The sequence below is a fragment of the Pedococcus ginsenosidimutans genome (assembly GCF_039544395.1).
In the GTDB taxonomy this organism is placed as follows: domain Bacteria; phylum Actinomycetota; class Actinomycetes; order Actinomycetales; family Dermatophilaceae; genus Pedococcus; species Pedococcus ginsenosidimutans.
This window is the reverse complement of record NZ_BAABLO010000005.1, coordinates 53,839-77,625: the sequence shown is the minus strand read 5'-3', so window position 1 is coordinate 77,625 and position 23,787 is coordinate 53,839. Positions and strand designations below refer to the sequence as shown.

The 23,787-nt window shown below is 73.6% G+C and carries 25 protein-coding genes; 11 read left to right on the top strand and 14 right to left on the bottom strand.

The genetic code is table 11. From position 1 onward, the window contains the following. Positions 1–103: 103 nt before the first annotated feature. Positions 104–565, top strand: a complete 462-nt coding sequence (locus ABEA42_RS09305) for a MarR family winged helix-turn-helix transcriptional regulator (RefSeq protein WP_345502728.1) — start codon at positions 104–106, stop codon at positions 563–565. 121 nt (positions 566–686) lie between these two features. On the opposite strand, the gene ABEA42_RS09300 is transcribed toward ABEA42_RS09305, so the two are convergent. Next, the gene (locus tag ABEA42_RS09300; protein ID WP_345502726.1) at positions 687–2,225 is read right to left on the bottom strand and encodes a PucR family transcriptional regulator; all 1,539 of its coding nucleotides are present in this window, start codon (positions 2,223–2,225) and stop codon (positions 687–689) included. A 103-nt stretch (positions 2,226–2,328) separates the two neighbouring features. Here ABEA42_RS09300 and ABEA42_RS09295 point away from each other — a divergent pair, with 103 nt between their 5' ends. The 4 genes from ABEA42_RS09295 (at position 2,329) to ABEA42_RS09280 (ending at position 6,583) form a co-directional block, all read left to right on the top strand. Further along, a complete protein-coding gene (locus tag ABEA42_RS09295; RefSeq protein ID WP_425572037.1) occupies positions 2,329–3,606 on the top strand; it encodes an NAD(P)/FAD-dependent oxidoreductase in 1,278 nt (425 codons plus the stop codon). Between the two features lie 176 nt (positions 3,607–3,782). Continuing rightward, positions 3,783–4,082 carry a metal-sensitive transcriptional regulator gene (locus ABEA42_RS09290; protein ID WP_345502724.1) on the top strand — a complete coding sequence of 100 codons (300 nt, stop codon included), beginning with the start codon at positions 3,783–3,785 and terminating at the stop codon, positions 4,080–4,082. A gap of 34 nt (positions 4,083–4,116) precedes the next feature. Continuing rightward, positions 4,117–4,335, top strand: coding sequence for a heavy-metal-associated domain-containing protein (locus ABEA42_RS09285; RefSeq protein ID WP_345502723.1), 219 nt, complete (start codon positions 4,117–4,119; stop codon positions 4,333–4,335). A 7-nt stretch (positions 4,336–4,342) separates the two neighbouring features. Beyond that, complete coding sequence (locus ABEA42_RS09280) at positions 4,343–6,583, top strand: heavy metal translocating P-type ATPase (RefSeq protein ID WP_345502722.1); 2,241 nt, start codon at positions 4,343–4,345, stop codon at positions 6,581–6,583. A 3-nt stretch (positions 6,584–6,586) separates the two neighbouring features. On the opposite strand, the gene ABEA42_RS09275 is transcribed toward ABEA42_RS09280, so the two are convergent. Next, the gene (locus ABEA42_RS09275; RefSeq protein WP_345502720.1) at positions 6,587–6,952 is read right to left on the bottom strand and encodes a TraR/DksA family transcriptional regulator; all 366 of its coding nucleotides are present in this window, start codon (positions 6,950–6,952) and stop codon (positions 6,587–6,589) included. After that, complete coding sequence (locus ABEA42_RS09270; RefSeq protein WP_345502719.1) at positions 6,952–8,073, bottom strand: lysylphosphatidylglycerol synthase transmembrane domain-containing protein; 1,122 nt, start codon at positions 8,071–8,073, stop codon at positions 6,952–6,954. The genes ABEA42_RS09275 and ABEA42_RS09270 overlap by 1 nt, the downstream gene beginning before the upstream one ends. Positions 8,074–8,212: 139 nt before the next feature. On the opposite strand from ABEA42_RS09270, the gene ABEA42_RS09265 reads away from it, so the two are divergent. After that, on the top strand, positions 8,213–8,722 hold the full coding sequence (locus ABEA42_RS09265; RefSeq protein WP_345502718.1) for a DUF427 domain-containing protein: 510 nt from the start codon (positions 8,213–8,215) through the stop codon (positions 8,720–8,722). A gap of 27 nt (positions 8,723–8,749) precedes the next feature. Here the strand turns inward: ABEA42_RS09265 and ABEA42_RS09260 are convergent, their stop codons facing one another. Then, on the bottom strand, positions 8,750–9,730 hold the full coding sequence (locus tag ABEA42_RS09260) for a hypothetical protein (RefSeq protein WP_345502717.1): 981 nt from the start codon (positions 9,728–9,730) through the stop codon (positions 8,750–8,752). Positions 9,731–9,909: 179 nt separating this feature from the next. Here ABEA42_RS09260 and ABEA42_RS09255 point away from each other — a divergent pair, with 179 nt between their 5' ends. Further along, positions 9,910–10,380: a VOC family protein gene (locus ABEA42_RS09255; RefSeq protein WP_345502715.1), complete on the top strand. Its 471-nt coding sequence runs from the start codon at positions 9,910–9,912 to the stop codon at positions 10,378–10,380. Positions 10,381–10,389: 9 nt separating this feature from the next. Here the strand turns inward: ABEA42_RS09255 and ABEA42_RS09250 are convergent, their stop codons facing one another. Beyond that, the gene (locus ABEA42_RS09250) at positions 10,390–10,836 is read right to left on the bottom strand and encodes an SRPBCC family protein (RefSeq protein ID WP_345502713.1); all 447 of its coding nucleotides are present in this window, start codon (positions 10,834–10,836) and stop codon (positions 10,390–10,392) included. 110 nt (positions 10,837–10,946) lie between these two features. Between ABEA42_RS09250 and ABEA42_RS09245 the strand changes: the two genes are divergently transcribed. The 3 genes from ABEA42_RS09245 (at position 10,947) to ABEA42_RS09235 (ending at position 14,685) form a co-directional block, all read left to right on the top strand. Then, the gene (locus ABEA42_RS09245) at positions 10,947–12,500 is read left to right on the top strand and encodes a DHA2 family efflux MFS transporter permease subunit (protein ID WP_345502711.1); all 1,554 of its coding nucleotides are present in this window, start codon (positions 10,947–10,949) and stop codon (positions 12,498–12,500) included. A 131-nt stretch (positions 12,501–12,631) separates the two neighbouring features. Next, positions 12,632–13,525 carry an aminoglycoside phosphotransferase family protein gene (locus tag ABEA42_RS09240; RefSeq protein WP_345502709.1) on the top strand — a complete coding sequence of 298 codons (894 nt, stop codon included), beginning with the start codon at positions 12,632–12,634 and terminating at the stop codon, positions 13,523–13,525. 131 nt (positions 13,526–13,656) lie between these two features. Then, a complete protein-coding gene (locus ABEA42_RS09235; RefSeq protein ID WP_345502708.1) occupies positions 13,657–14,685 on the top strand; it encodes a GNAT family N-acetyltransferase in 1,029 nt (342 codons plus the stop codon). An 81-nt stretch (positions 14,686–14,766) separates the two neighbouring features. Here ABEA42_RS09235 and idi read toward each other — a convergent pair whose 3' ends face one another. Genes idi through ABEA42_RS09215 form a run of 4 tightly spaced genes read right to left on the bottom strand, consistent with a single transcriptional unit; the run spans position 14,767 to position 18,030 of the window. Continuing rightward, a complete protein-coding gene (idi, locus tag ABEA42_RS09230) occupies positions 14,767–15,369 on the bottom strand; it encodes an isopentenyl-diphosphate Delta-isomerase (RefSeq protein WP_345502706.1) in 603 nt (200 codons plus the stop codon). Beyond that, entirely contained in the window at positions 15,366–16,445 is a 1,080-nt protein-coding gene (locus ABEA42_RS09225; RefSeq protein WP_345502704.1) for an NAD(P)/FAD-dependent oxidoreductase, read from the bottom strand. Before ABEA42_RS09225 ends, idi begins: the two co-directional genes overlap by 4 nt. Beyond that, positions 16,442–16,963: an isoprenylcysteine carboxyl methyltransferase family protein gene (locus ABEA42_RS09220; RefSeq protein WP_345502703.1), complete on the bottom strand. Its 522-nt coding sequence runs from the start codon at positions 16,961–16,963 to the stop codon at positions 16,442–16,444. The genes ABEA42_RS09225 and ABEA42_RS09220 overlap by 4 nt, the downstream gene beginning before the upstream one ends. A gap of 2 nt (positions 16,964–16,965) precedes the next feature. Beyond that, on the bottom strand, positions 16,966–18,030 hold the full coding sequence (locus ABEA42_RS09215; RefSeq protein ID WP_345502702.1) for a type III polyketide synthase: 1,065 nt from the start codon (positions 18,028–18,030) through the stop codon (positions 16,966–16,968). A gap of 58 nt (positions 18,031–18,088) precedes the next feature. On the opposite strand from ABEA42_RS09215, the gene ABEA42_RS09210 reads away from it, so the two are divergent. After that, positions 18,089–18,928 carry a UbiA family prenyltransferase gene (locus ABEA42_RS09210; RefSeq protein WP_345502701.1) on the top strand — a complete coding sequence of 280 codons (840 nt, stop codon included), beginning with the start codon at positions 18,089–18,091 and terminating at the stop codon, positions 18,926–18,928. Here the strand turns inward: ABEA42_RS09210 and ABEA42_RS09205 are convergent. The 5 genes from ABEA42_RS09205 to ABEA42_RS09185 form a co-directional block, all read right to left on the bottom strand. Next, positions 18,925–19,731 (bottom strand): aminoglycoside adenylyltransferase domain-containing protein, encoded by an 807-nt coding sequence (locus ABEA42_RS09205; RefSeq protein ID WP_345502699.1) that lies wholly within the window; start codon positions 19,729–19,731, stop codon positions 18,925–18,927. The two genes, ABEA42_RS09210 and ABEA42_RS09205, sit on opposite strands and share 4 nt — an antisense overlap. Before the next feature lie 67 nt (positions 19,732–19,798). Continuing rightward, on the bottom strand, positions 19,799–20,623 hold the full coding sequence (locus tag ABEA42_RS09200; protein WP_345502698.1) for an amino acid ABC transporter ATP-binding protein: 825 nt from the start codon (positions 20,621–20,623) through the stop codon (positions 19,799–19,801). Continuing rightward, positions 20,620–22,071, bottom strand: a complete 1,452-nt coding sequence (locus ABEA42_RS09195) for an ABC transporter substrate-binding protein/permease (RefSeq protein WP_345502697.1) — start codon at positions 22,069–22,071, stop codon at positions 20,620–20,622. Before ABEA42_RS09195 ends, ABEA42_RS09200 begins: the two co-directional genes overlap by 4 nt. A gap of 56 nt (positions 22,072–22,127) precedes the next feature. Further along, positions 22,128–22,565 (bottom strand): VOC family protein, encoded by a 438-nt coding sequence (locus ABEA42_RS09190; RefSeq protein WP_345502696.1) that lies wholly within the window; start codon positions 22,563–22,565, stop codon positions 22,128–22,130. 145 nt (positions 22,566–22,710) lie between these two features. Continuing rightward, a complete protein-coding gene (locus ABEA42_RS09185; RefSeq protein ID WP_345502695.1) occupies positions 22,711–23,715 on the bottom strand; it encodes a GTP pyrophosphokinase in 1,005 nt (334 codons plus the stop codon). Positions 23,716–23,787: the final 72 nt, after the last annotated feature.

Below are 23,787 nucleotides of genomic sequence, written 5' to 3'. Positions count from 1 at the left end.
GCATTGCCTTTCCTGCGCCGGTATGCCGCGTGTGCAACTACCGGCGTGAGCACCAAGTTAGTTGCACACGCGGGTTATTGCAAAAGCGCGGTATGATGGACCCATGGGAATCGCCGATGACGCCGTCGAGGTCCGCGCCCAGGGGTGGCGGACGCTGGCCGCCCTGCACGGGCTCATCGAGGCCGCCCTCGAGCGCGAGCTGTCCACCGGTTTCGGACTGTCCGTCGTGGAGTTCACCGTGCTCGACGCCCTCTCCCGGCAGGACGGCTGGCACCTGCGCATGACCCAGCTCGCGCGGGCCGCGGCGCTATCCAGCAGCGCCGCCACCCGGCTGGTCAACCGGCTCGAGGACCGCGGCCTCATCACCCGGATCCTGTGCGCCGACGACCGCCGGGGCATCTACACCGAGCTGACGGCCGCCGGGTCGAAGCTGCTCGACGAGGCGCGACCCACCCACCACCGGGTGCTGGAGGAGGCGCTGCGCTCCGCCGCGGACGTGCCCGAGCTCGCGCCCCTGGTCGACGCCCTCGACCGGCTCCCCACCCTCGAGCCCGCGACCGCTTGACCGTCTGACCGCTTGACCGCTTTGCCGCCCCTTCCGCACGCGAGCCGCGCACGCCTCGACGTCCTACGTCACTGAGCGCGTGTTGTCGCACTGACTCGACCAACGTGACTGGACATCACACCTAGCCGCGCCCCCAGTCCGAGGGGAGCAGGGCGGCCAGCTGCAGGCGCAGGGCCAGTCGCACCTGCGGGTCGTCGAGGTCGAGCCCGGCGAGGTCGGCGATGCGGTTCATCCGGTAGCGCAGCGTGTTGGGGTGCACGTGGATCGCGCGGGCGGCCTGCCCCGGCGCGCCCGGGTGGTCGAGCCACGCGGCCAGCGTCCGCAGGTGCTCGCTGCTGTGGGCCGCGTCGTGGGCCTGCAGCACGGCGAGCGGTCCGAGGACGTCGCCGTCCCGCAGGGTCGCCGCAGCCCGCGCCACCGTGACCTCGGCCCAGACGTCCTCGTGGGCGACGGCCGGGACCGCCGGGTCGGCCACCCGGCTCGCCTCCAGCGCCTCGGCCGTCGACCGCTCCAGCTCGCCCGGGGCGTACGCCGTGCGGCCGGCGCGCGCCGTGAGCTCGAGCCCCTCGTCTCGCGCCCGGGACACGACGGTCGACAGCCAGCCCCACGTGCCCGGCGAACCGTCGTCCGAGTCCCGCACCACGGCGTACGCCCGTCCGTCGAGGTCGGCCAGCAGTGGCTGGTTCCACGCGTGGCGGCGCGAGACCGACTCCCACAGGTCGAGCAGGCGCGTCGCACCGCCCTCACCCCCGAGGTGCACCACCCGCCACGGGCCGGGGGGCAACCACGACCCGGTCGCGGCCGTGCTGCCGGAGAGCACCCCGCGGAGGCGGTCCGCGGCGACCCGGCGCGACAGGTCGGCCTGCGCGCGCAGCCGCAGGAGGTGCAGGGCCACCACCGACGACGTCTGCACCAGCTCCGCCACGAGGTGGGCAGCCGGGCGCTCCTGGACCACGGCCCAGATCGAGCCGAGCCACTCACCTCCGGCACGCACGGGCACCACGAGGCGCGGCAGCGTGCCGTTGGGGTCGGCGGGGACGAATACCGGCTCGTCCGAGCGGGCGAGGCGTCGGAACACCCCACGGGCGCGCAGGCTGGCCAGGACCTCGTCGGGGACGCGTCGACCCACGATCGTGGAGACGCGCGCCGGGTCGGTGACGTCCTGCCGCGAGGAGTAGGCGAGCACCCGGGACTGGGCGTCCTCGATCGTCACGGGGGCGTCCACGAGGGCCGCCGCTGCGTCGGCGAGCGCGAACAGGTCGTCCTGGACGGGCGCGTCGGTGCGCCGGTCGCCCCCCGAGGTCGTGGCCCGGTCGAGCACGCCGCGCAGCAGCCACACCACGTGCGCCCACGACGCCTGCTCGGCGAGCCCGACGAGGGCGATGCCGTCGCGACGGGCCCGGTCGCGCACCGCCCGCCGCGCCGCCAGGCCTCTGCGCAGCACCACGCCTCCGGCCTGTGCGGCCGCGGCCGCGCGCACCAGCTCGACGGCCTGGTCGGCCGTCTCGACCCCGACCCCCAGGACGAGGTCGCGCGGCTGGCCCACGACGCCGTGCACGGGCTCGGCGATGGTGAGGTCGTCGACCTCCGCGCCTGCCCGGTCCACGGTGAGGGTGAGCAGCCCGGCGAGGGTGGCGGCGAGGTCGGCGACGAGGAGCACGGCCCCAGCATGCCACCGGGTTGTGCGCCCAGCACCAAGGATGCCGTCAGATCTGTGCCCGCTGCCCAGTGCGAGCGAGCTCAGCCGCCGGGACCATCGAGACATGTCCTCCTCGCGCACCGTCACTGCAGCCGGTCTCCCCGTCCCCCAGCGCGTCGCCGTCGTCGGCGCCGGAATGGTGGGTCTGTCCACCGCCTGGTTCCTCCAGGAGCACGGCGTGGAGGTGACCGTCCTCGACCGCGAGGGTGTCGCCGCCGGCTCGTCCTGGGGCAACGCCGGCTGGCTGACGCCGGGCATCGCGACGCCGCTGCCGGAGCCCGCGGTCCTCAAGTACGGCATCCGCGCCGTCCTGTCGCCCTCCTCGCCGGTCTACGTGCCGCCGAGCGCCGACCCGAAGTTCCTCAAGTTCGTCACCGGGTTCACCGCCCACTCGACGATGAAGGCCTGGAAGAAGGCCATGGGCTCGCTGGTGCCGGTCAACGACCTGTCGCTCGAGAGCTTCGACCTGCTCAAGGCCGGTGGCGTGCAGGCCGACACCCGCGAGGCGAAGTCGTTCCTCGCGTCGTACCGCACCGAGGCCGAGCGGGTGACGCTGCTCGAGGAGATCGAGCACATCCACGCCGCCGGGCAGTCGATCGAGTTCGAGGCGCTCACCGGTGACCAGGCCCGCGCCATCGAGCCCAGCCTCTCCGACGAGATCGGCGCCGCCATCCTGCTCAAGGGCCAGCGCTTCATCGACCCGGGCTCCTACGTCCACGCCCTCGCCGACTCGGTCAAGGCGCGCGGCGGCAAGATCCTCGACGCCGCGACCGTCTCCGACATCCGTGACACCGGAGCTGGGGTCGTCGTCACCACCGCAGAGGGCTCGGTCGAGGAGTTCGACGCCGCCGTCCTCGCGACCGGCGCGTGGCTCGGCAAGCTGGCCCGCAGGTTCGGCGTCAAGAACGTCGTGCAGGCCGGCCGCGGCTACTCCTTCTCCGTCGAGATCGACCACGTGCCCAACGGCCCGGTCTACTTCCCGGCCCAGCGGGTCGCCTGCACGCCGATCGGGGACCGCCTGCGCGTCGCGGGGATGATGGAGTTCCGCAAGCCGGAGGCCGCGCTCGACCAGCGCCGCATCCAGGCCATCGCCGAGGCCGCCCGCCCGCTGCTGCGTGGCGCCGACCTCGACGACCGCCAGGACGAGTGGGTCGGCTCACGCCCCTGCACCGTCGACGGCCTGCCGCTCATCGGTGCCACCAAGTCGCCGCGCGTGTTCGCCGCGGGTGGCCACGGCATGTGGGGCATCACCCTCGGCCCGGTCACCGGACGCCTGCTCGCGCAGGCCATGGTCACCGGCAAGCAGGTCGACCAGCTCCGCCCGTTCGACCCCATGCGCTGACCGACCTCCGCGCCTCTCCGCGACCGCACCACGCAAAACGCCGGTTGCCCGGCATCACTCGGGATCATTTCCCGCGGGATGCCGGGCAACCGGCGTTTTGGGGTGTCTGGGGAAGGGCCCGAGGAGGGCGAGCGGCAGGGGGTTGCGCAAATACCATAGGGGGGTATGGTGTAGTCATGACCGAGAGCGCACCCCACCCCGGCTACCACTCCGAGAAGGACAGCCACCTCAAGCGGCTGCGCCGGGTCGAGGGACAGGTCCGGGGCCTGCAGCGCATGGTCGAGGAGGACAAGTACTGCATCGACATCCTCACCCAGGTGTCGGCGGCCACCAAGGCCCTGCAGTCGTTCTCGCTGGAGCTGCTGGAGGAGCACCTGTCCCACTGCGTCGTCGACGCCGCCCGCAAGGGTGGGCCCGAGGCGCAGGAGAAGGTGCGGGAGGCGTCCGACGCCATCGCCCGCCTCGTGCGCTCCTGAGCACCCCCACCGACACCGACCCGAGGAGAACCCCATGAGCACCCAGACCTTCGACGTCGAGGGCATGACCTGCGGCCACTGCGCGAGCGCCGTCACCGAGGAGCTCAAGGCCCTCGACGGCGTCAGCGACGTGCGGGTCGACCTCGTGGCCGGCGGCACGTCCGCCGTGACCGTCGAGGCGGACCGCGAGCTGACCCGGGCCGAGGTGACGTCCGCCCTCGACGAGGCGGGCGACTACAGCCTGGCGCGGTGACGACGCCATGAGCGACGTCGAGCTCGTCATCGGCGGGATGACCTGCGCCTCGTGCGCCGCGCGGATCGAGAAGAAGCTCAACAAGCTCGACGGGGTCACCGCCACCGTCAACTACAGCACCGAGAAGGCGAAGGTCACCTTCCCCGACACCCTCACGCCGGCCGACCTGGTCGCCACCGTGGAGCGGACCGGGTACACCGCCGAGCTCCCACCGGAGCCGGAGGCGGCCACCGGGGGTGACGCCACCGCGTACGCCGAGCCCGAACCCACGGCTGCCCTGCGGCAGCGGCTGGTCGTGTCCGTGCTGCTCGCGGTGCCCGTCATCGCGATGGCGATGGTGCCCGCGCTGCAGTTCCGCTACTGGCAGTGGGCGTCCCTGACGCTCGCCGCGCCGGTCGTCGTGTGGGGCGGCCTGCCGTTCCACCGGGCGACCTGGGCCAACCTGCGCCACGGCCAGACGACGATGGACACGCTGGTCTCGGTCGGCACGATCGCGGCGTTCGGCTGGTCGCTCTACGCGCTCTTCCTCGGCACCGCGGGCGAGCCGGGGATGACCCACCCGTTCCGGTTCGTGGTCGAGCGCACCGACGGCTCCGACAACATCTACCTCGAGGCGGCTGCGGGCGTCACCGCGTTCCTGCTCGCCGGGAGGTATGCCGAGGCGCGCGCCAAGCGCCGCTCCGGCGCCGCCCTGAGGGCCCTGATGGAGATGGGCGCCAAGGACGTGTCGGTGCTGCGCGGCGAGGGCGCGGCGGCCGTGGAGGTCCGGGTGCCGGTGTCCGACCTGGCCGTCGGCACGCGGTTCGTGGTCCGGCCGGGTGAGAAGGTCGCCGCCGACGGCGAGGTCGAGGAGGGGACCTCCGCGGTGGACGCCTCGATGCTCACCGGCGAGTCCGTCCCGGTCGAGGTCGGCCCGGGCAGCCAGGTCGTGGGTGCCACCGTCAACGCCGGTGGCCGCCTGGTCGTCCGCGCGACGCGTGTCGGCGCCGACACGCAGCTCGCCCAGATGGCGCGCCTGGTCGAGGACGCCCAGAACGGCAAGGCCCAGGTGCAGCGGCTCGCCGACCGCATCTCCGGGGTGTTCGTCCCCGTGGTGATCGTCCTGGCCGTGGCCACCCTCGTGTTCTGGGTCGCCGTCGGCGGCGGGTGGACCGCAGCGTTCACGGCCTCGGTCGCGGTCCTGATCATCGCCTGTCCCTGCGCCCTCGGCCTGGCCACCCCGACCGCCCTCATGGTCGGCACCGGCCGCGGCGCCCAGCTCGGCATCCTCATCAAGGGACCCGAGGTGCTCGAGTCCACCCGCCGGGTGGACACCGTCGTGCTCGACAAGACGGGCACCGTGACCACCGGGCACATGGCGCTCGACGAGGTCGTCCCCGCGCACGGCGAGGACAGCGCCGAGGTGCTGCGCCTGGCCGGGGCCCTCGAGGACGCCTCGGAGCACCCGGTGGCCCGGGCAGTCACCGCCGGTGCCCGGGCCCGCGCCGACGTGGGCGAGCTGCCCACGGTCACGGACTTCACCAGCGAGCAGGGCCTGGGCGTGCGCGGGCAGGTGGACGGCAGGGTCGTCCTCGTGGGCCGCCCCCGGCTGCTGGCGGACTGGTCGGTGCCGGTGCCCGACGAGCTGACCGCCGCGATGGCCTCGGCCCACGAGCGCGGGGCGACCGCGGTCGTCGTCGCCTGGGACGGCCGGGCGCGGGGCGTCGTCACCGTCGCCGACACGGTCAAGGAGGGTTCTGCCGAGGCCGTCACCGAGCTGCGTCGCCTCGGGCTCCACCCGGTGCTGCTGACCGGCGACAACGCGGGCGCCGCGCGCCACGTGGCGGCCCGGGTCGGCATCAGCGACGTCACCGCGGAGGTCCTCCCCCAGGACAAGGTGGACGTCGTCAAGGCCCTGCAGCGGCAGGGGCGCGTGGTGGCGATGGTGGGTGACGGGGTCAACGACGCCGCCGCCCTCGCCCAGGCCGACCTCGGCCTCGCCATGGGCACGGGGACCGACGTGGCCATCGAGGCCAGCGACCTCACGCTCGTGCGGGGTGACCTGCGGGTGGCTGCCGACGCGATCCGGCTCGCGCGCCGTACCCTCTCGACGATCCGCGGCAACCTCTTCTGGGCGTTCGCCTACAACGTCGCCGCGATCCCGCTCGCCGCGGCGGGCCTGCTCAACCCCATGCTGGCCGGTGGCGCGATGGCCCTGTCGTCGGTCTTCGTCGTGACGAACAGCCTGCGCCTGCGCACCTTCCGCTGAGGATCAGCGGGGGCGGGGTGCGTGCGTGACGCAGGTGCGCGCGGTCGGTCGCGCCTCCAGCCGCTCGGCCGGTATGGCGTCGCCGCACACCTCGCAGACGCCGTACGTCCCGTCGTCGAGGCGCTGCACCGCGGCGGCGATCTCGCGCAGGTGGGACAGGGCCTGCTCCGCGAGCGCACTCGTCTGGGCTCGCTCGTACGCGATGGTCGAGCCCTCGGGGTCGTGCTCGTCGTCGGCGTTGGAGCCCTCCGACGCCTCGACGATCAGGGCCACGTCGGCCTCGAGGTCGCCGAGCCGGGCGAGGGTCGCCGCACGGTCCTCGGCGAGCAGGGCACGAGCCCTGTCCGCCGCGTCCGTCGAGTCGGTCATCACCCCAGCGTAGGAGCCGGGCGCTGCCCGCGGACCCGCAGCGACCAGGCGAGCATCGACAGGCCGCCCACCGGGATCTCCATGCCGAACGTGAACGCCCGGTAGAGCAGCACCCCGGCGGCCGCCGCCGTCGGGTCGACCCGCAGCGCCACGAGCACCCCGGTCATGCCGACCTCGACCACCCCGGTGGCCCCGGGCGTGATGACGACCATCGACAGGATCCGCTCGACCGCGAACGCCGCCAGCACCACCGCCGGGTTGACCCACGAGCCGAGCACCCGCAGCGACAACCAGAGCAGGCCGCCCTGGAGCAGGGCGTAGGCGAGCTTGCCCGCCACCATCCGCCACCACCCGGAGGCGATGAGCGCGGCACTGTCGCGGCGGAAGGCCGCCGCGCGGGCGGCATACCCCTCGGCGGGAGGGCGCAGGACGCGCAGCCGCGCGTACAGGCCATCGGCGCAGCGCCCGAGGAACATCGCCGCCCGGTCGTCGCGCGCCAGCAGCCAGAGCGCCACCCCGACGGCAGCCAGCAGGACCAGTCCCACGGACGCGGCCGTGCCCACGGTGCCGCCAGCGTCGACCCCCGCTGCCGCGAGCCCGACTAGGGCCAGCCCGGGGAGGACGAGCTTGAGCGCGGTGTCGAACAGGTTGGTGACCAGCGCCCAGCGCGCGAACGCGGGTGACGCGAACCCCCAGGACCGCGCCATCCGCCAGTTGGCGACGGTGCCGGCCGCACCCCCGAGCGGCAGGAGGTTGGAGACGAAGCTGCCGGTGAGGTTGAGCAGCAGGGCCCGACGGTGCGACAGGCCCGGCAGCGCTGCGGTCAGGGCCGGGGTGTGCACCCACAGCCCCGCGAGCCACACGACGGTGAGCAGCAGCAGGTGCGCCGCGGACAGCGACGCGAGGGCGTGGGCGATGGCGTCCCACTGCGCGCCGGCGACCCGGGGCAGCGCGAGGGCGAGGATGCCCGTCGCCAGGGCACCGGAGACGAGCAGCCTGGCGGCCCTCCTCCCGCCGCGACCGCCCCCCGGCGCGCGGCGGGCGGCCTGGTCCCGCGCGGTCGGGCGCCGCACGGGTGCGGTCGGCGCCGGCAGCGGGAGCAGTCCGGGGTGGAGGGCCATGGCCGCACTCTGGCGGCCGGGTGCAGGTCACCGCATCGGGGCTGCTACCCAGATCGACCCCCATCGGTGACCAGTCCCTCAGGGTCGACCCTGAGGCTTCGGCAGGGCAGTGCGGGCAGTGACGTCCTAGCGTGGACGCATGTCACCCAGGAACGGCCGTCCCCGGCCCGACCCGGTCGGTCTCGGGCAGGAGTCCGTGTGGTCCTACCCGCGCCCGCCGCGCGTCGAGCCCTCGCGGCAGTCGGTCGAGGTCTGGGTGGGTGGCGAGCGCATCGGTGCGACGACCCTGTCGTGGCGGGTCCTCGAGACGAGCCACCCGCCGACCTACTACCTGCCGCGGTCCGCCTTCGTCCGGGGTTCGCTGCGCCCGGCCGAGGGCACGTCGTACTGCGAGTGGAAGGGCGTCGCGTCCTACCTTGACCTCGTCGGCGGGGGCGAGGTCGCACGACGGGCGGGGTGGTTCTACCCCGACCCGACGCGCGGCTTCGAGGTCCTCGCCGCGGCGGTGGCCGTCATGCCCGGCGCGGTGGACCGGTGCGTCGTCGACGACGAGGTGGTGCGCCCGCAGGAGGGCGGCTTCTACGGCGGCTGGATCACCGACCGGGTCGTGGGTCCGTTCAAGGGCGGGCCGGGCAGCCACGGCTGGTGAGCGCCTGCCGGTGGCGAGGGGCCGGGGTCAGTCGTCCGCCGCGGCCCGCAGCCGAGTCACGGACTCCTCCGCGGTACGCCGCGTGGCCTCGGCCTCCTTGCGCGCCCGGACCGCGCCGGTGACCGCCTCGAGCGCCCGCTCGTCGGCCTCCCGCGCCTTGGTGAGCTGCCGCTCGACGACGGCGACGCGTTCGCGGGTCTCCTCCGCGTGCTCACGCGCGGCCGCCACGGCGTCCTGCGCGGCCGACAACGCGGTGGTCGCCTCCTCGAGCTCGGCCTCCGCTGCCGCGAGCCTGGCCAGGACGTCCTCGCCCTCGCCGTCCGGCTCCTCAGACCCGGCCGCGTCCCCGGCGCCGTCGGCGCCCTGGGTGGCAGGCCCGGCGCTGGACCGCGGCGCGGAGCCCGACGTCGCCCCGACGCTGCCACGGACCACCGACAGGATGGAGCCGGAGGACGTGCGCACCACGGCCTCGGAGAGGTCGACCTCGCCGAACCCGCTGTAGGACAGGGCCCGGGTCAGCTGGCCCGAGGTGACCGCCGCGGACGCCTGCTCGTCGGCGAGGGCGGCGATGAGGGTCCCCCGCACGTCGTCCTGCGCCGCCGACGACAGGGTGCGGCCGGCCTCCGCGACCAGGCGCGCGGCCGCCGCCACCACACCGGTGACCACGCGGTCTCGTTCGGGTCGCAGCGACGTCAGGGTCGCGGTGTCGAGCCTCGACTGGGCGTGGCGCATCCGCACCCCGAGGTCGACGAGCTCCTCCACCAGGCCGGGCTCCTGCCGCGCGAGCAGGTTGACCGCCCACGCCGCGGTGCTCGGCTTGCGCAGCCTCCCGATCGCGGCCGCGCCCTCCTTGTCCCCGTCGGCCCTCGCGTCCGCGACGAGCGACCGGCGCACGGCCATGAACTCCTCTGGCGCGGCGCCGTACACGGTGCGCAGCGCCGCCTCGAGGTGACCGGAGGACACCGTCACCTCGTCGTCGGCGTCGCCGGGGCCGCGGGTGGGGGACACGTCGGCGACGCTACGGCATACCGCTCGCGCGGCGCGGGGTCGCTGCCCGGGATCGGCTGGGCACGACGTCGCGGCACGGGGCCCCGCGGTGGCGGCACGACCGATGACTTCCGGCGGCGCCGCGGGTCCAATGGACATGACGGTGGGCAGCCGGCCCACCCGGACGCAAGGAGCCCGTCATGCCCCGCACCTACCCGTGCCTTTGGTTCGACACCCGGGCCGAGGAAGCCGCCGAGTTCTACACCGGGCTCTTCCCCAACTCCAAGATCAACGCCGTGACCCGCTACCCCGCAGGGTCCGGCGAGCGTGAGGGCACCGTGCTCACCGTCGAGTTCGAGCTCGACGGCGCGCCGTACCTCGCCCTCAACGGCGGCCCCGAGTTCACCTTCGACGAGGCCATCTCGATCACCATCGACGTCAAGGACCAGGCCGAGCTCGACCACTACTGGGACGCCCTCACCGCCGACGGCGGCGAGGAGAGCATGTGCGGCTGGCTCAAGGACAAGTTCGGGCTGTCGTGGCAGGTCGTCCCCGAGCACTGGGACCAGATCGCCAGCGGTGACCCCGAGCGGGCGGCCAAGGTGTTCGCCGCGATGATGACGATGCGGAAGCTCGACATCGCGGCGCTCGAGGCGGCCGGCGACGCCTGACCGCGCGGGTCAGGCGCCGGGCGTGCGTCCCGGGGCCAGCTCGCGGGTGATGCCCTCCACCGTCTCGTCGCCCAGCTTCTCGAAGACCCGCTGCATCAGGGGCTCGGCGAGCTTGGCGATGCCGTTGAAGGCGATGTGCGCGTGGTAGGTCACCCTGGAGCCGGCGGGGTCCTGCAGCACGGTGATGTCGTCGGTCGAGGTGGCGGTCTTGTTGGTGCCACGCAGGACCACGTGGTCCGGCTCGAGGGTCACCAGCACGTACTCGAGCTCGGTCTCGCGCCCCAGCACCTTGGACACGTTGCGCCAGGTCGAGCCGACCTGCACCGGACCGGTGCCCACGCGGTCGCAGCGGACCGTGCCGGGGTCCCAGGCGACGGCGTTGGAGAAGTCGCTGAGGTAGGCCACGACCTCCTCCGGTGGGCGGGGGACCGTGAACGTGCGGGAGACGTCGACCATGTCCCGACGCTAACCCGAAAAATGACCGGGCGCCCTGTCGGACCCCGGCGCTAGCCTGAACGGGATGCGCTGCGGGGGCGCGTGTCCACCTCACTGCGAGAGGAACCCCTGTGTCAGCTCCAACCACCACACCGACGCAGTACCCCGACCAGATCGACGCCGCGGTCCTCAAGGTCGCCGGCGTCGTCGTCCTCGGGGCGATCATGTCCATCCTGGACATCACGGTCGTCAACGTCGCCCTGCCCGAGTTCCAGAGCGTCTTCGCCAGCGACCCGGCCAAGCCGCTCGACTACTCCACGGTCGCCTGGACCGTCACCGCCTACACGCTGGCGCTGGCCACGGTCATCCCGCTCACGGGCTGGGCGGCCGACCGCTTCGGCACCAAGCGCCTCTACATGTCCGCGATCGTCCTGTTCACCGCCGGCTCGGCCCTGTGCGCGGCGGCGACGTCCATCAACATGCTCATCGGGTTCCGCGTGCTGCAGGGCCTCGGCGGCGGCATGCTCATGCCGCTCGGCATGACGATCATGACCAGGGCGGCCGGCCCGGCCCGGATGGGTCGGCTCATGGCCATCCTCGGGGTCCCGATGCTCCTCGGCCCCATCCTCGGGCCGATCATCGGCGGCTGGCTCATCGAGCACGAGAGCTGGCACTGGATCTTCCTCATCAACGTGCCCATCGGCATCGTCGCGGTGGTCTATGCCTGGTTCGCCCTCCCCAAGGACCACACCGAGCCCTCGGAGTCGCTCGACGTGCTGGGCGTCGCCCTCATGTCGCCCGGCTTGGCCCTCTTCCTCTTCGGGATCTCCTCGATCCCGCAGAAGGGCACCATGAACTCGCCCAAGGTCTACGTCAACATGACCATCGGCCTGGTCCTCATGCTCGCGTTCGTGTGGCACTCGTTCCGGCCCCGGCACCCGCTGCTCGACCTGCGGCTGTTCCGCAACCGCAACCTCACCGTCTCGACGGTGACGATGTTCATGTTCGCCGCGGCGTTCTTCGGCGGCCTGCTGCTCGTCCCGACCTACTACCAGTCGGTGCGGGGCGAGTCGACCCTGCACGCGGGCCTGCTCGTCGCCCCGCAGGGCATCGGCGCCATGCTGACCATGCCGATCGCCGGGGCCCTGGTCGACAAGATCCCGGTCGGGCGCATCGTGCCCTTCGGGCTGCTGGCCATCATCTGCGGCATGTTCGGGCTCACGCAGATCACCTCGACGACGTCCTACACAACGATCATCGTGCTGCTGTTCATCATGGGCCTCGGCATGGGCGGCACGATGATGCCGATCTTCACCACGGCACTGCGCACCCTCACCCAGCACGAGGTCGCCCGTGGATCCACGCTGCTCAACATCACCCAGCAGATCGCCAGCTCGGTCGGGGTGGCGACCATGTCCGTCCTGCTCACCAACCACTTCAAGGAGAGCAGGCTCGCCGGGCCCGCGATGGCGTCGCACCGCGACCCGGCGATCATCGACAAGATCGGTGGCCCGGCAGCGGTGACGCAGGGTCTGGCCGACGCCGCGGAGGCGTTCGCCAAGACGTACTGGGTGGCGGCGGTCCTCGTGGCCCTCACCCTGGTCCCTGCGTTCTTCCTCCCCCGGCGTCGAGAGGTGTCCCACCTGCTCGACGACCAGGGCGCCCCGCCGGTGGTCATCCACTGACGCCAGAGCCCGGAGCCGGGCGCGCGCCGGCTCCGACGCTGGCCGAGCGGGTCGCCGCGGAGTTCGGCCTCACCGTCGTCGGCACCCAGCACCTCGCGCTGGGTGCCGACGCGAGGGCGGAGCTCTGCAAGGTGACCACCGCCGACGGCGACGCCTATGCCGCCAAGACCAGCACCGGGGACCAGCCGGGTCTCGCCGTGGCCGACCTGCTGGCGCGTCGCGGGGTCGGTGGAGTGCCGGCGCCCGTGAGGTCGCTCGACGGCGGCCTCACCTCCGCGAGCCTGGACGGTGCCCGGCTCAGCCTCGTGCGCTGGGTGGCCGGCGCGCGGGTCCTCGACGTCGGGCTGCGACCGCACGAGTGGGTGCGGCTCGGTGAGCTGCTGGGGCGACTGCACGCCGTCCCCACCGACGACCCGGTCCTGGACGGTCTCCCCGCCGAGGAGCACGACCCGAGCGCCGTGGTGGAGCAGGCGAGGGCGTTCGACGACCGCCTCGGGCGGGCGCTGGCCGGCGGCGACCCGCTGGTGGCCGAGCTCGCCACGACCTGGGCGCTCGCCGGGCCGATGGTGCTCGAGGCGGCCGCCCGAGCGGAGCAGCTGGCCACCGCGGCCGCGTGGGCGCGGGCCCACCTCGTGCTGTGCCACACCGACCCGCACCACGGCAACCTGCTGGTCGACGGTGACGGCGAGGTCTGGCTCGTGGACTGGGACGACGCGATGCTGGCACCACGCGAGGCCGACCTCATGTTCGTCGTCGGTGGGGTGTTCTCCCACGCCCCGATCACCGAGGACCAGGTGCGGTGGTTCTTCGACGGCTACCAGGCCAGCACCGGCGTCGGCCCGGGCGACCCCGACCCCGACCTGCTCGCCTACCTTCGCTGCGTGCGCGCCCTCGTGGACGTCCTCGACTTCGCGGGCACCGTCATCGACGTGCAGGGACGGACGCCCCAGGAGCGGCGGTCGGCCTTGGCCATCGCGCACGCGTCCGTGGTGCCCGGCGCCCTGCTCGACCTGGCCACCCGCTGACTCCGACGCGCTGACCTCCACACGCTGACCTCCACGCGCTGGCCCAAGCGACGCCCCTCCACGCGGCCGGCCCTCGCGCGCCGTGGGACGGCCGCCCAGCCGGCCCGATCGGGGTCTGGGACCATGACGAGGTGACCCCGACCGCCCCGCCCGACCTCCCGCCCCGCTGGTCGGCCCGGGTGCCCTCGTCGCAGGACGTGGCGGCCCTGACCGCCCTCGTGGCGCACCACCACGTCGCGACCCGCGGCTCGACCTCGGTCGACGAGGCGGCGGTGGCCTTCGAAGTCACCGGCTACGCGTCCTGGACGCGGCGCCAGCTCCTCGTCACGGACCCGCAGGGCACCGTCCGGGGCTGGTGCCGGGTGCACGACCGTGCAGCCGGACGGACCGTCGTCGACCTCACCGTCGACCCCGAGCACCCCGACGCCGACCTGGTGGCCGCCCACCTCTTCGCCTGGGCACAGGAGACGGCCCTGGTCGTGGCGGGCCAGCGCGGCCTGCCCGGGACCCAGCTGGACTCCGGGAGGCACGTCGAGGACGAGTCGCAGGCACGGTGGCTGGCTGCCGCCGGCTACACCAAGGTCCGCACCTGGCTGCAGATGACCCGACCGGTGACGGCCGACGAGGGCCGACCGGGCGCGCTGCCGGGTCCGCGTGAGGGCGTCACCATCCGGCGCGTCGCCACCCACGACACCGGTCTCCCCGTGGCCGGCGACCTGCAGACCGTGCACCAGATGCTCGAGGAGTCGTTCGCGGACCACTTCAACTCCTACCGGGAGAGCTTCCCGGAGTTCGTGCAGCGCCTGCGGGAGGACCCCGGCCACCGTTGGGACCACTGGTGGGTGGCAGAGGTGGACAGCGACGGCGTGACGCTGCCCGGCGGCGCCATCGTCAGCTCGGTGCTGTCGGCCGACGCGACCGGCACCGAAGGCAGCTATGTCGACTACATCGGCGTGCACCGGCGGGCGCGAGGCCGGGGGGTGGCGAAGGCGTTGCTGCACACCGTGATCCGCGACGCCGCCCAGCGAGGTCGCAACCGGGTCAACCTCGAGGTCGACGCCGACTCCCCCACCGGGGCGGACGGCCTCTACGCCTCGATGGGCTGGCACACCGCCTACCGGACCGAGTCGTGGCACCGGGACGTGGAGCTGCCGCAGTAGGAGGGCGTCGACTGGCGACCCCCTGGCGAGCGGCGGGACGACGCTCCGTGGAGGGGGTGCGTCAGGTCAGCGCGCGCGGGGTCAGCGTGCGGCGGGAGGCAGGTCGCCCGGGTCGGCTGCCGGCCAGTCCTGCGGGTCGGGCCCGAGGGCAGCGAGCGCGGCGACCTGCTCGGCACACCACACCGAGACCTCCCGTTGCCTGCCCAGGACCTCGCCGGCGAACTCCTGCCACGGCACCCACACCGCCTCGTGGACCTCGGTGGGGTCGAGCCTTGGGCGGGCACCGGGTGCCAGCCACGCGGCGTACACGGGGCACATCTCGTGCTCGACCACTCCGTCCATCTCGGCGCGGTAGGCGAAGCGCGGCAGCACGAGCCGTGGTGGGGTGACCGCGAGTCCCAGCTCGCGGCGCGCCCGGCGCACGACGGCGTCGGCGGGCGGCTCGCCGGGCGCGGGGTGCCCGCAGACCGAGTTGGTCCAGACGCCGGGGAACGTCGCCTTGTCGAGGGCGCGGCGGGTCACGAGCAGCTCGCCGTCGGCTGAGAAGAGGTAGGCGGAGAAGGCGAGGTGGAGCGGGGTGTCGGCGTGGTGCACCCCGGCCTTGGCGGCCGTCCCGAGCGGGCGGCCCTCGGCGTCGAGCAGGACGACGAGCTCCTCGCCCGGCGCCACCGCGGAGGCCGTCACCGGACCCTCCCCAGCTCGTGCACGGCACCGGCGAAGACCCTCGGCACCGCGCGGGCAGCAGGGACCACGGCCCGGCGCGCCCAGGCCGGCCGGGTCGCCCGGACGAGGCCGCCGGTGAGCACCGTGTAGCGCCAGCTCGCGCGGCGCCATCCCCGCTCGTAGTCCTGGGGCCGCCCCGCCTCGACGGCCGCGACCGCCTCCGCGACCTGCGCCAGGCCCAGGGCGACTCCCTCGCCGGTGAGGGCGTCCACGTAGCCGCTGGCGTCGCCGACGAGCAGCACCCGGCCCTGCACCCTGCGGCGGGCGCGCTGCCGCAGGGGCCCGGCGCCGCGTACGTCGGTGGGGGGCCGGTCCGCCGCGTCGAGGCGCGCCCGGAGCGCGGGGAACCCGGAGAGCAAGGTGTCGTACCCGACCCGGCTGCGGGTGAGCAGCGCCACCCCGACCAGGTCGGGGGCCACCGGCGTCACGTAGGCCTCGGCGTCGGGTCCCCAGTGGACCTCCACGTGGTCCGACCAGGGCGCCAGCAGGTGGTGGCGCCTCAGCCCGAAGCGCGCGGCGCCGGTCGCCGGGACGTCGAGCCCGAGGGCGCGTCGGGTCGGGGAGTGCAGGCCGTCGGCGGCGATGGCGTACCGCGCCGTGACCACCGGGCCGGGTCGGTGCCCCGGCTCGCGGGTGGCCACCCGTACCCCGTCCCCGGACTGGGTGAGGTCGTCCGCGGCGAGGGGCAGGACCGGGACACCGGCCGCGTCGACGGCGGTGCGCAGCGCGGAGTGCAGGGTGGTGCGGCGCACCCCGCGTCCCGGGCCGTCCCGGAAGTCGGCCTGGGCCACCCGGTCCCCGGCGAGGTAGCGGATCCCGGTGAGTGGCACCCCCTGCGGGTCGACCCCGAGCCGGGCGAGCGCGGCGACCGCGCCCGGCATGAGGCCCTCGCCGCACGCCTTGTCGATGGGGCCGTCACGGGGTTCGAGGACCACCGCCGACCGTCCGCTGCGGGCGACGGCCAGGGCCGCGGCGAGCCCCACGGGTCCCCCGCCGACCACGACCACGTCGACCGGCTCGGTGCCCTCGGAGCTCACGGAGCCACCAGCTCGGCGAGCGCGCGCTCCTCTGCCCGGAGCCGCACGGTGAGCAGGGCCGCGTCGAGGACGGTGAACACCAGCGCGGTGACCCAGGCGGTGTGCACCAGCGGCAGGGCCACCCCCTCGACGACCACGGCGACGTAGTTGGGGTGGTCGAACCACCGGTAGGGGCCGTGGGTGACCCGACCGGCGCCGGGGACCACGACGACCCGGGTGTTCCACTGGTGCCCGAGCGTCCGGATGCACCACCAGCGCAGGGCCTGCGAGCCGACCACCAGCGCGAGCATCGTCCACCCCAGCAGCGGGTGGAAGCCGCGGTCCAGGACGACGACCTCGACCACGGCCCCGACGAGCAGCGCCGTGTGGAGCACGACCATGACCGGGTAGTGGCCGCGACCGCTCTCCCGGCCCCCGCGCTCGAGGGCCCAGGCCGCGTTGCGCTTCGACACCACCAGCTCGGCGACGCGCTCCAGGCCGACGGCCGCGACGAGGACGAGGTAGAGGACGACGGACACGGTCAGCCCCCGGCGGCCCGGAGCAGGACCATCTCCAGGCAGAACCCCGGCCCCATGGCGAGCAGCAGGCCGTGCGAACCCGGGGCCGGGGGCCGGTCGCGCAGGGTGTCCGCGAGCACGTGCAGCACCGAGGCGGAGGACAGGTTGCCGATGCGGGCGAGGCTGTCCCAGGTCATGCCGAGCGCGTGCCGGTCGACCTCGAGGGCGTCCTGCATGGCCTCGAGCACCTTGGGGCCGCCCGGGTGGGCGACGTACCAGCCCAGGTCCGCGCGCGAGAGCCCGTGGTCGGCCAGGAACCCGTCGACGTCGGCGCGCAGGTTGTCGCGCACGAGGTCGGGCACCTCCACGCCGAGGACGATCCGCAGGCCGCTGGCACCCACGTCCCAGCCCATGGCGCGTTCGGTGTCGGCGTACATGCGGCTGCGGGTGGCGAGCACCCGAGGACCACCTGCGGTGCCCCGGTGGGCGCCCACCATCACGACCGCGGCGGCCCCGTCGCCGAACAGGCCGCTCGCGACGAGGTTGGCCATCGAGGTGTCGTCGCGCTGGACGGTGAGGCTGCACAGCTCGGTCGAGACGAGGACGGCGACCTCGTCGGGGTGGCCCACGAGGTAGTCGTGGACGCGGGCGACCCCGGCGGCTCCGGCCACGCAGCCGAGCCCCACGAGCGGGACGCGCTTGACGTCGTCGCGCAGCCCGATCCGGGCGGCGATGCGGGCCTCGACCGACGGGACCGCCAGGCCCGTGATGGTGGCGGAGACGATGAGGTCGACGTCGCGGGTCGTGAGCCCTGCCGCGGCGAGGGCCTCCTCGACCGCCTGCGCGCCGAGGTCGACCGCGACCCGGATGAACTCGTCGTTGGACGCGCCGAAGTCCTTGAGCTCGGGGTAGCGCTCGAGCGGCAGGGCGAGGTGCCGGAACTCGACCCCCGCGTTGCCGTGCATCCGTTGCAGCAGAGGGAGGTTCGGCTTGTGCGGGGCCAGCACCTCGGCGAAGACCTCGGTGACCTCGCTCTGGGCGTAGCGGTGCCCGGGGAGGGTGCCGCGGACGGCGAGGAGTTGGCTCACCTCCACAGCCTAGGCACGGCGGGGCGTCTTCCGCGTCCCCGGTGCCTACGCTGCGGACATGGATGCGGCGACGGGCGGCGGGCACCGGCCCACCCTGGCGCGCGGACGTGCCCTGCTCGAGGCCGCCCACCTCGGGCCCTCGGTGGCGGTCACGGTGCTCACGGCCCTCCTGGCCGTGGCCGCCGGGCACCACCTGGGGCGGGGCGCGCTGGTCGTCGCGGCCGTGGCGGCGGGGCAGCTCTCGATCGGCTGGTCGAACGACCTCGTGGACGCCCCCCGGGACCGGCAGGTGGGCCGCACGGACAAGCCGCTGGCGACGGGCGCGGTCCGCGAGGGCACCGTACGGGTCGCGACGGCCGTCGCCCTCGGCGCCTGCGCCGTCCTGTCGCTGGCCTGCGGGTGGCGGTCGGGCGTGGCCCACCTCCTGCTCGTGGTGGGTTCCGGGTGGGCCTACAACCTCGGGCTCAAGCGCACCGCGGCGTCCGCATTGCCCTACGCGGTGGCCTTCGGCACGCTGCCGGCGGTGGTCAGCCTGGCGCTGCCCCACCCCGTCGTCGCGCCGGCGTGGATGCTGGCCACCGGCGCGCTGCTCGGTGTGGGAGCGCACCTGCTCAACGCCCTGCCGGACCTCGCCGACGACGAGGCCACGGGGGTGCGCGGGCTCCCCCACCTGCTCGGGGCGCCCACCGTACGCGTCCTGGCACCCGTGGTGCTGCTGGCCGGCTCCGCGGTCGCGGTGCTCGGGCCCCCGGGTCCGGTGCCGGCGTCGGCGGCGGTTGCGGGGATCCTCTGTGTCACCCTGGCGGCAGTGGCGGTCACGACCCGTGGGCGCACGCCGTTCCTCGCCTCGATCGGGATCGCGCTGGTCGACGTCGTGGGCCTGCTGCTGCGCGGCTAGCCGTGGGCGTGGTCGCCGGCGAGTCCGGCGGCCCACTGACCCACCTCGCGCACGAAGGTCCGCACCGCGGCGACCTCCTCGGCGGTGACCTCCGCGTCGTACGGCCCTCCCCGGGAGCGCGCAGCCTCCTCGAGCAGGGCCGCCCACGGGCGGCCCTCGGGCTGCGTGGCCAGCCACCGCATCGCCGCCTTCTTCGACGCGACGGTGCCGTGGACCCGGGTGAACCACATGCGCGCCATCGTGGCCGGCGCGTAGCGGGTGTCCCAGGCAAACCACCGCTCCTGGCGTTCCCACGCCTGCACCGCCGCGGGGATGTCGGCGTCCATCCGCGCCTGCAGCGCCGCCGCCGGGACGGCCGGCAGAAGCGTGTCGGCCGGGGGCCCGGCGAGGCGTACCCCGTGCTCCCGCAGGATCCAGCGGGTCACCTCGGTGTTGCAGTGGGCGTCCGGCACGAGGGTGTCGTGGCCGTGGTCGACGTATGGCCACGGCTGCCCGACCGAGTCGAGGTCCGCGAGCTGGCCCACCGGGGCGTAGGAGCCCTCGAGGTGGCGGTTCCACGTCCCCGCACGGTGCGGCAGATCTGCGTGGAAGGCGGCCAGCGACGCCCACTGCTGGTCGTCGAGGGCCGTGCGGGTGACCACGAGGAAGTCGCAGTCGCTCTCGGCGTCGGCGTCACCGAGGGCGAAGGAGCCCTGCAGGTAGACCCCGACGAGGTCGTCCCCCAGCACGGTCCGCGCCCGCTCGGCGAGCTCGGCCAGGACGTCGTCGAGCTCGGCGATGCCAGTCGGGGAGGGTGCGCGCACGGGTCGACGGTGCCAAGAAGCCAGACCCGGGGCAACGGGATATCGCGCGCGACGGTGGGTGAGCGGCTCAGATGGGTTCGAGCAGCCGGGTGAGGAAGGTCCGCGTGCGCGGGTGCTGGGGGTTGGCGATGACGTCCTGCGGCGGTCCCTGCTCGACGATGACGCCTCCGTCGATGAACAGCACCTGGTCGGCGACCTGCTGGGCGAACCGCAGCTCGTGGGTCACCACGACCATCGTCCAGCCCTCCGAGGCGAGGGTCTTCATGACGCCCAGGACGTCGCCGACCAGCTCGGGGTCCAGGGCGGAAGTGGGTTCGTCGAAGAGCACGAGGTCCGGGCGGATGGCCAACGCGCGGGCGATGCCCACCCGCTGCTGCTGGCCGCCGGACAGCTGGAACGGGTACTTGTCGGCGTGCTCGGCCAGCCCCACCTTGTCGAGCAGCTCGCGAGCCCGCGCGGTCGCCTCGTCGAGCGGCTCACCCTGCACGACGACGGGCCCCTCGATGACGTTCTCCAGCGCCGTCTTGTGCGGGAAGAGGTGGTGGGCCTGGAAGACCATCCCGCTGTGCCGGCGCAGCGCCATGAGCTCCGCCCGCTGCGGCCGGGGCAGGCGACCGCGCGGCCCCGGGTTGATGCCGGCGAAGTCGACGGTGGTCCCCCCGATCCGCACGACCCCCCGATCGGGCACCTCGAGGGCGTTGAGCGAGCGCAGCAGCGTCGTCTTGCCGGAGCCGGACGGCCCGATGACGCAGGTGACGGTGCCCGGGTCGACCGTGAACGAGATGTCGGTGATGACCTCGTGGTCGCCGAAGGACTTCGCGAGGTGCTGCACCTCCACCAGGTGGTCGGTGGCGGCCGGGGTGCGTCCCGTGGTGTCGGTCTGGGTGCTCATGCGGCCACGAACCTGTTCAGTCGGGTCTCGGTGCGGGACTGGGCGAAGGACAGCACGAGGCAGATCACCCAGTAGTAGAGGGCGGCCATGCCGTAGAGCGCGAGGAACTCGAAGCTCGGTGCTGCTGCGATCTGGGCGCGGCGGAAGAGCTCCACGACGAGGATCGTCGCCGCGAGCGAGGTGTCCTTGACCAGCGAGATCAAGGTGTTGCTGAGAGGTGGCACGGCGGTGCGCGCGGCCTGCGGCAGGATGACCCGCCGCAACGTCGTCGCGTAGTCCATCCCCACCGTCGATGCCGCCTCCCACTGCCCGCGGGGCAGGCTCTCGACGGACGAGCGCACGATCTCGGCGGCATACCCGCCGACGTTGAGGCTGAACGCGATCACGGCCGCGAGGAAGGGGTTGATCTTCACCCCGAGCTGCGGCAGGGCGTAGAAGATGAGGAACAGCTGGACCAGCAGCGGCGTCCCGCGGATGAAGGAGATGTAGAGGCGGGCGATGCCGGCGACCACGGGGTGGCTCGACATCCGCATCAGCCCGATCGCGAGGGCGATGACCATCCCGACCGCGAAGCTGATGACGGTGAGCGGGATCGTCCTGGTGAGGGCGGCACGCGCCATCGGCCACGCGTTGTCGCGCATGATCTGCCAGGTGCTCGGCGTGGTCACGGCCGCCCCGAAGTACTTGGCGTAGATCTTGTCGAGCGTCCCGTCCGCCTTCAGGTCGGCGATGGCCTTGTTGAGCTGCGGCAGGTAGCCGGACCCCTTCCTCGCCGCGAGGACCGACTTGCTCACGTCGTTGGTCTCGGCGACGACCTTGATCCCGGCGTCGGGCTTGGTGCGCAGGTAGTTGCGGATCGCCAGCTTGTCGTTGACCAGGGCGTCGACCCGTCCCTGCTCGAGGTTGTCGATGGCCAACGCCATCTCGTCGACGCCGACGATGGTCGCGCCAGCCCCCTTGGCCACCTCGGCCCAGTTGCTGGTGATGTTCTCGGCAGCCCGTTTGCCCTTGAGGTCGGCGAGCTTGGTGATGCCCTTCTCGTCCTTGCGGACCACGAGGACGCCGGTCGTCTCGACGTAGGGGTCGCTGAGGTCGTAGCGGGCGTTGCGCTCCTCGTTGAACGTGATCTGGTTGGCGACGACGTCGAACCGCCCCGCCTCGAGGGCCGCGAACATCGAGTCGAACGGCGTCTCGACGTACTCGACCTTGACGCCGAGGTGCTTGCCGATGGCGTTCATGACGTCGATGTCGTAGCCGGTCAGGCCGGTGCCGGTGCCGCCGTGGTAGCTGAACGGCGGGTAGACCCCCTCGGTGCCGACCTTGAGCGTCGGCGGCAGGTCGGCGGACCGGCCGCCCACCCCGGTCGACGCCGACGCGCCGGCGGCGGGCACCGCGACGAACAGGAGCCCGAGGACGAGCACGAACAGGGCATGGGCGGCTCGCTTCACCCTGCCACCGTAACCACGCGCGGTACGGGCCGCAGGCGGAGGTCGGCCGGCGCAGGTCAGCCGGCGGAGCCCTCGCTCCCACCGGCGGCCGCGCCGGCGATGTTGACCATCCACGCGGTGCCGAACCGGTCGGTGCACATCCCGAACTCGTCGCCCCACATCTGCTTCTCCAGCGGCATCGTCACGGTCCCGCTGGCGGCCAGCTTGTCCCAGTAGCCCCGCAGCTCGTCGCCGTCGTCGCCGCTGAGGCTGATCGTGATGGCCGAGCCCTTCGAGTGCTCCATGCCCTCCGGGGCGTCGCTGGCCATGAGGGTGAAGCCGGAGTCGGTCTCGAGCTGCGCGTGCATGATCTTGTCCTTGTCGGGCCCGTCGCCCGAGCCGTACTCGCCGAACGTGCTCATCGTGAGCGTGCCGCCGAAGACGTCCTTGTAGAACTCCATGGCCTGCCGCGCGTCGTCGGAGAAGCCGATGTAGGGGTTGAGCTTCGAGGCCATGAGGATCTCCCGTGGTGTGCGGCCCGGCGTCTCCGGGTCCGGTTCCTCGGACGCTAGACCCGGGCACCGACACCCGTCACCGGTCAGCCTGCGTAGGTCGACACGGCGTGCCGGCCGGCCGGCACGGGACCGGGCTCGACCCCGGTCAGCCGGCGCGGAGCTTGTCGAGCCGCGCCCTCAGCGACGCCTCGCGGTGGGCGTTGCCGTGCAGCCCCAGGTAGCGCGAGCCGAACACCGCGAGCAGCGCGTCGTCGAGGCGCCGTACGGCCCCGGCGGGGTAGCGGTAGCCCATCCGGGCGTTGATGGCCGGTGCGTCGATCGACTGGAGCAGCCCGGCGAGCTCCTCCAGCGAGGTGATCCCGAGCTCGAGCAGCAGGCCGGAGATCCACGCGTAGTGGTCGGTGCGCGACCAGCCGGCATCGGTGAACTGGCCGCCCAGGAAGGAGGCGAGGTCGGCGGCGCTGATCCGCGGGTCGCTGTCGTCGGCGGGGAGCGCGTGCCCGCCCATCGTCGCCTGGAGCCGGTGCCGGATCTCGGAGAACTCCCGGTCGGCGAGCTCGAGCAGTCCCGCGGCGAGGGTGAACCGCCGGTCGAGGTCGCTGACGTGCTCCTCGGGGATGGTGCCCTTGTAGCGGATGTCGTGCTCGAACTCGGCCCACGCGTGCTGCAGGATCGTCCGCACCTGCACCGACGCGCTGAACCCCTTGAGGCCCTCGTACTGCGCCGGGGCGCCCTTGATCCGGTCGATGGCGACGAGCAGGTGGCGGCTCGCGTAGCCGAAACGGCCCTGCCGGGCGGTCTCCCGGCCGAGGTCGCGGTCGTCGAGGACGCTCAGCTGGTCGGAGAGCAGGTCGGCCACGGCGGTGACGTCGTCGCGCAGGTAGGTCACGACCCGCACGCCGACCTTGTCGGTGATCTGCTCGAACGGGTCGTCGTAGAGGGGGGTGCCATCGGGGCCGGTGCGAGCCGCCTTGCCCGCGAAGGACGCCACGGTCTTGGCGCGGCCGGTCACCGACACGTAGTTGATGCCCGCGTCGTCGAGCAGCGCGGTGGTCATCGCGACGAACCCGTCGGCGGCCTCCTGCACCGCGCCGTGCACGGCGGCGTACCGCTGGACGGCGTCGCGGACGCGCTCCTGGTCATCGCTCACGGGCCCACCCTGCCCTATGCCGGCCCGTGGTGGGTCCACGGACCGCGTGGCCGGGCCGCGTGCGTACCGCGC

Coding starts and splice junctions, on each gene's coding strand:
- ABEA42_RS09305 (WP_345502728.1), top strand. CDS start 104: ATGGGAATCGCCGATGACGCCGTCGAGGTCCGCGCCCAGGGGTGGCGG.
- ABEA42_RS09295 (WP_425572037.1), top strand. CDS start 2,329: ATGTCCTCCTCGCGCACCGTCACTGCAGCCGGTCTCCCCGTCCCCCAG.
- ABEA42_RS09290 (WP_345502724.1), top strand. CDS start 3,783: ATGACCGAGAGCGCACCCCACCCCGGCTACCACTCCGAGAAGGACAGC.
- ABEA42_RS09285 (WP_345502723.1), top strand. CDS start 4,117: ATGAGCACCCAGACCTTCGACGTCGAGGGCATGACCTGCGGCCACTGC.
- ABEA42_RS09280 (WP_345502722.1), top strand. CDS start 4,343: ATGAGCGACGTCGAGCTCGTCATCGGCGGGATGACCTGCGCCTCGTGC.
- ABEA42_RS09275 (WP_345502720.1), bottom strand. CDS start 6,952: ATGACCGACTCGACGGACGCGGCGGACAGGGCTCGTGCCCTGCTCGCC.
- ABEA42_RS09270 (WP_345502719.1), bottom strand. CDS start 8,073: ATGGCCCTCCACCCCGGACTGCTCCCGCTGCCGGCGCCGACCGCACCC.
- ABEA42_RS09265 (WP_345502718.1), top strand. CDS start 8,213: ATGTCACCCAGGAACGGCCGTCCCCGGCCCGACCCGGTCGGTCTCGGG.
- ABEA42_RS09255 (WP_345502715.1), top strand. CDS start 9,910: ATGCCCCGCACCTACCCGTGCCTTTGGTTCGACACCCGGGCCGAGGAA.
- ABEA42_RS09250 (WP_345502713.1), bottom strand. CDS start 10,836: ATGGTCGACGTCTCCCGCACGTTCACGGTCCCCCGCCCACCGGAGGAG.
- ABEA42_RS09210 (WP_345502701.1), top strand. CDS start 18,089: ATGGATGCGGCGACGGGCGGCGGGCACCGGCCCACCCTGGCGCGCGGA.
- ABEA42_RS09200 (WP_345502698.1), bottom strand. CDS start 20,623: ATGAGCACCCAGACCGACACCACGGGACGCACCCCGGCCGCCACCGAC.
- ABEA42_RS09190 (WP_345502696.1), bottom strand. CDS start 22,565: ATGGCCTCGAAGCTCAACCCCTACATCGGCTTCTCCGACGACGCGCGG.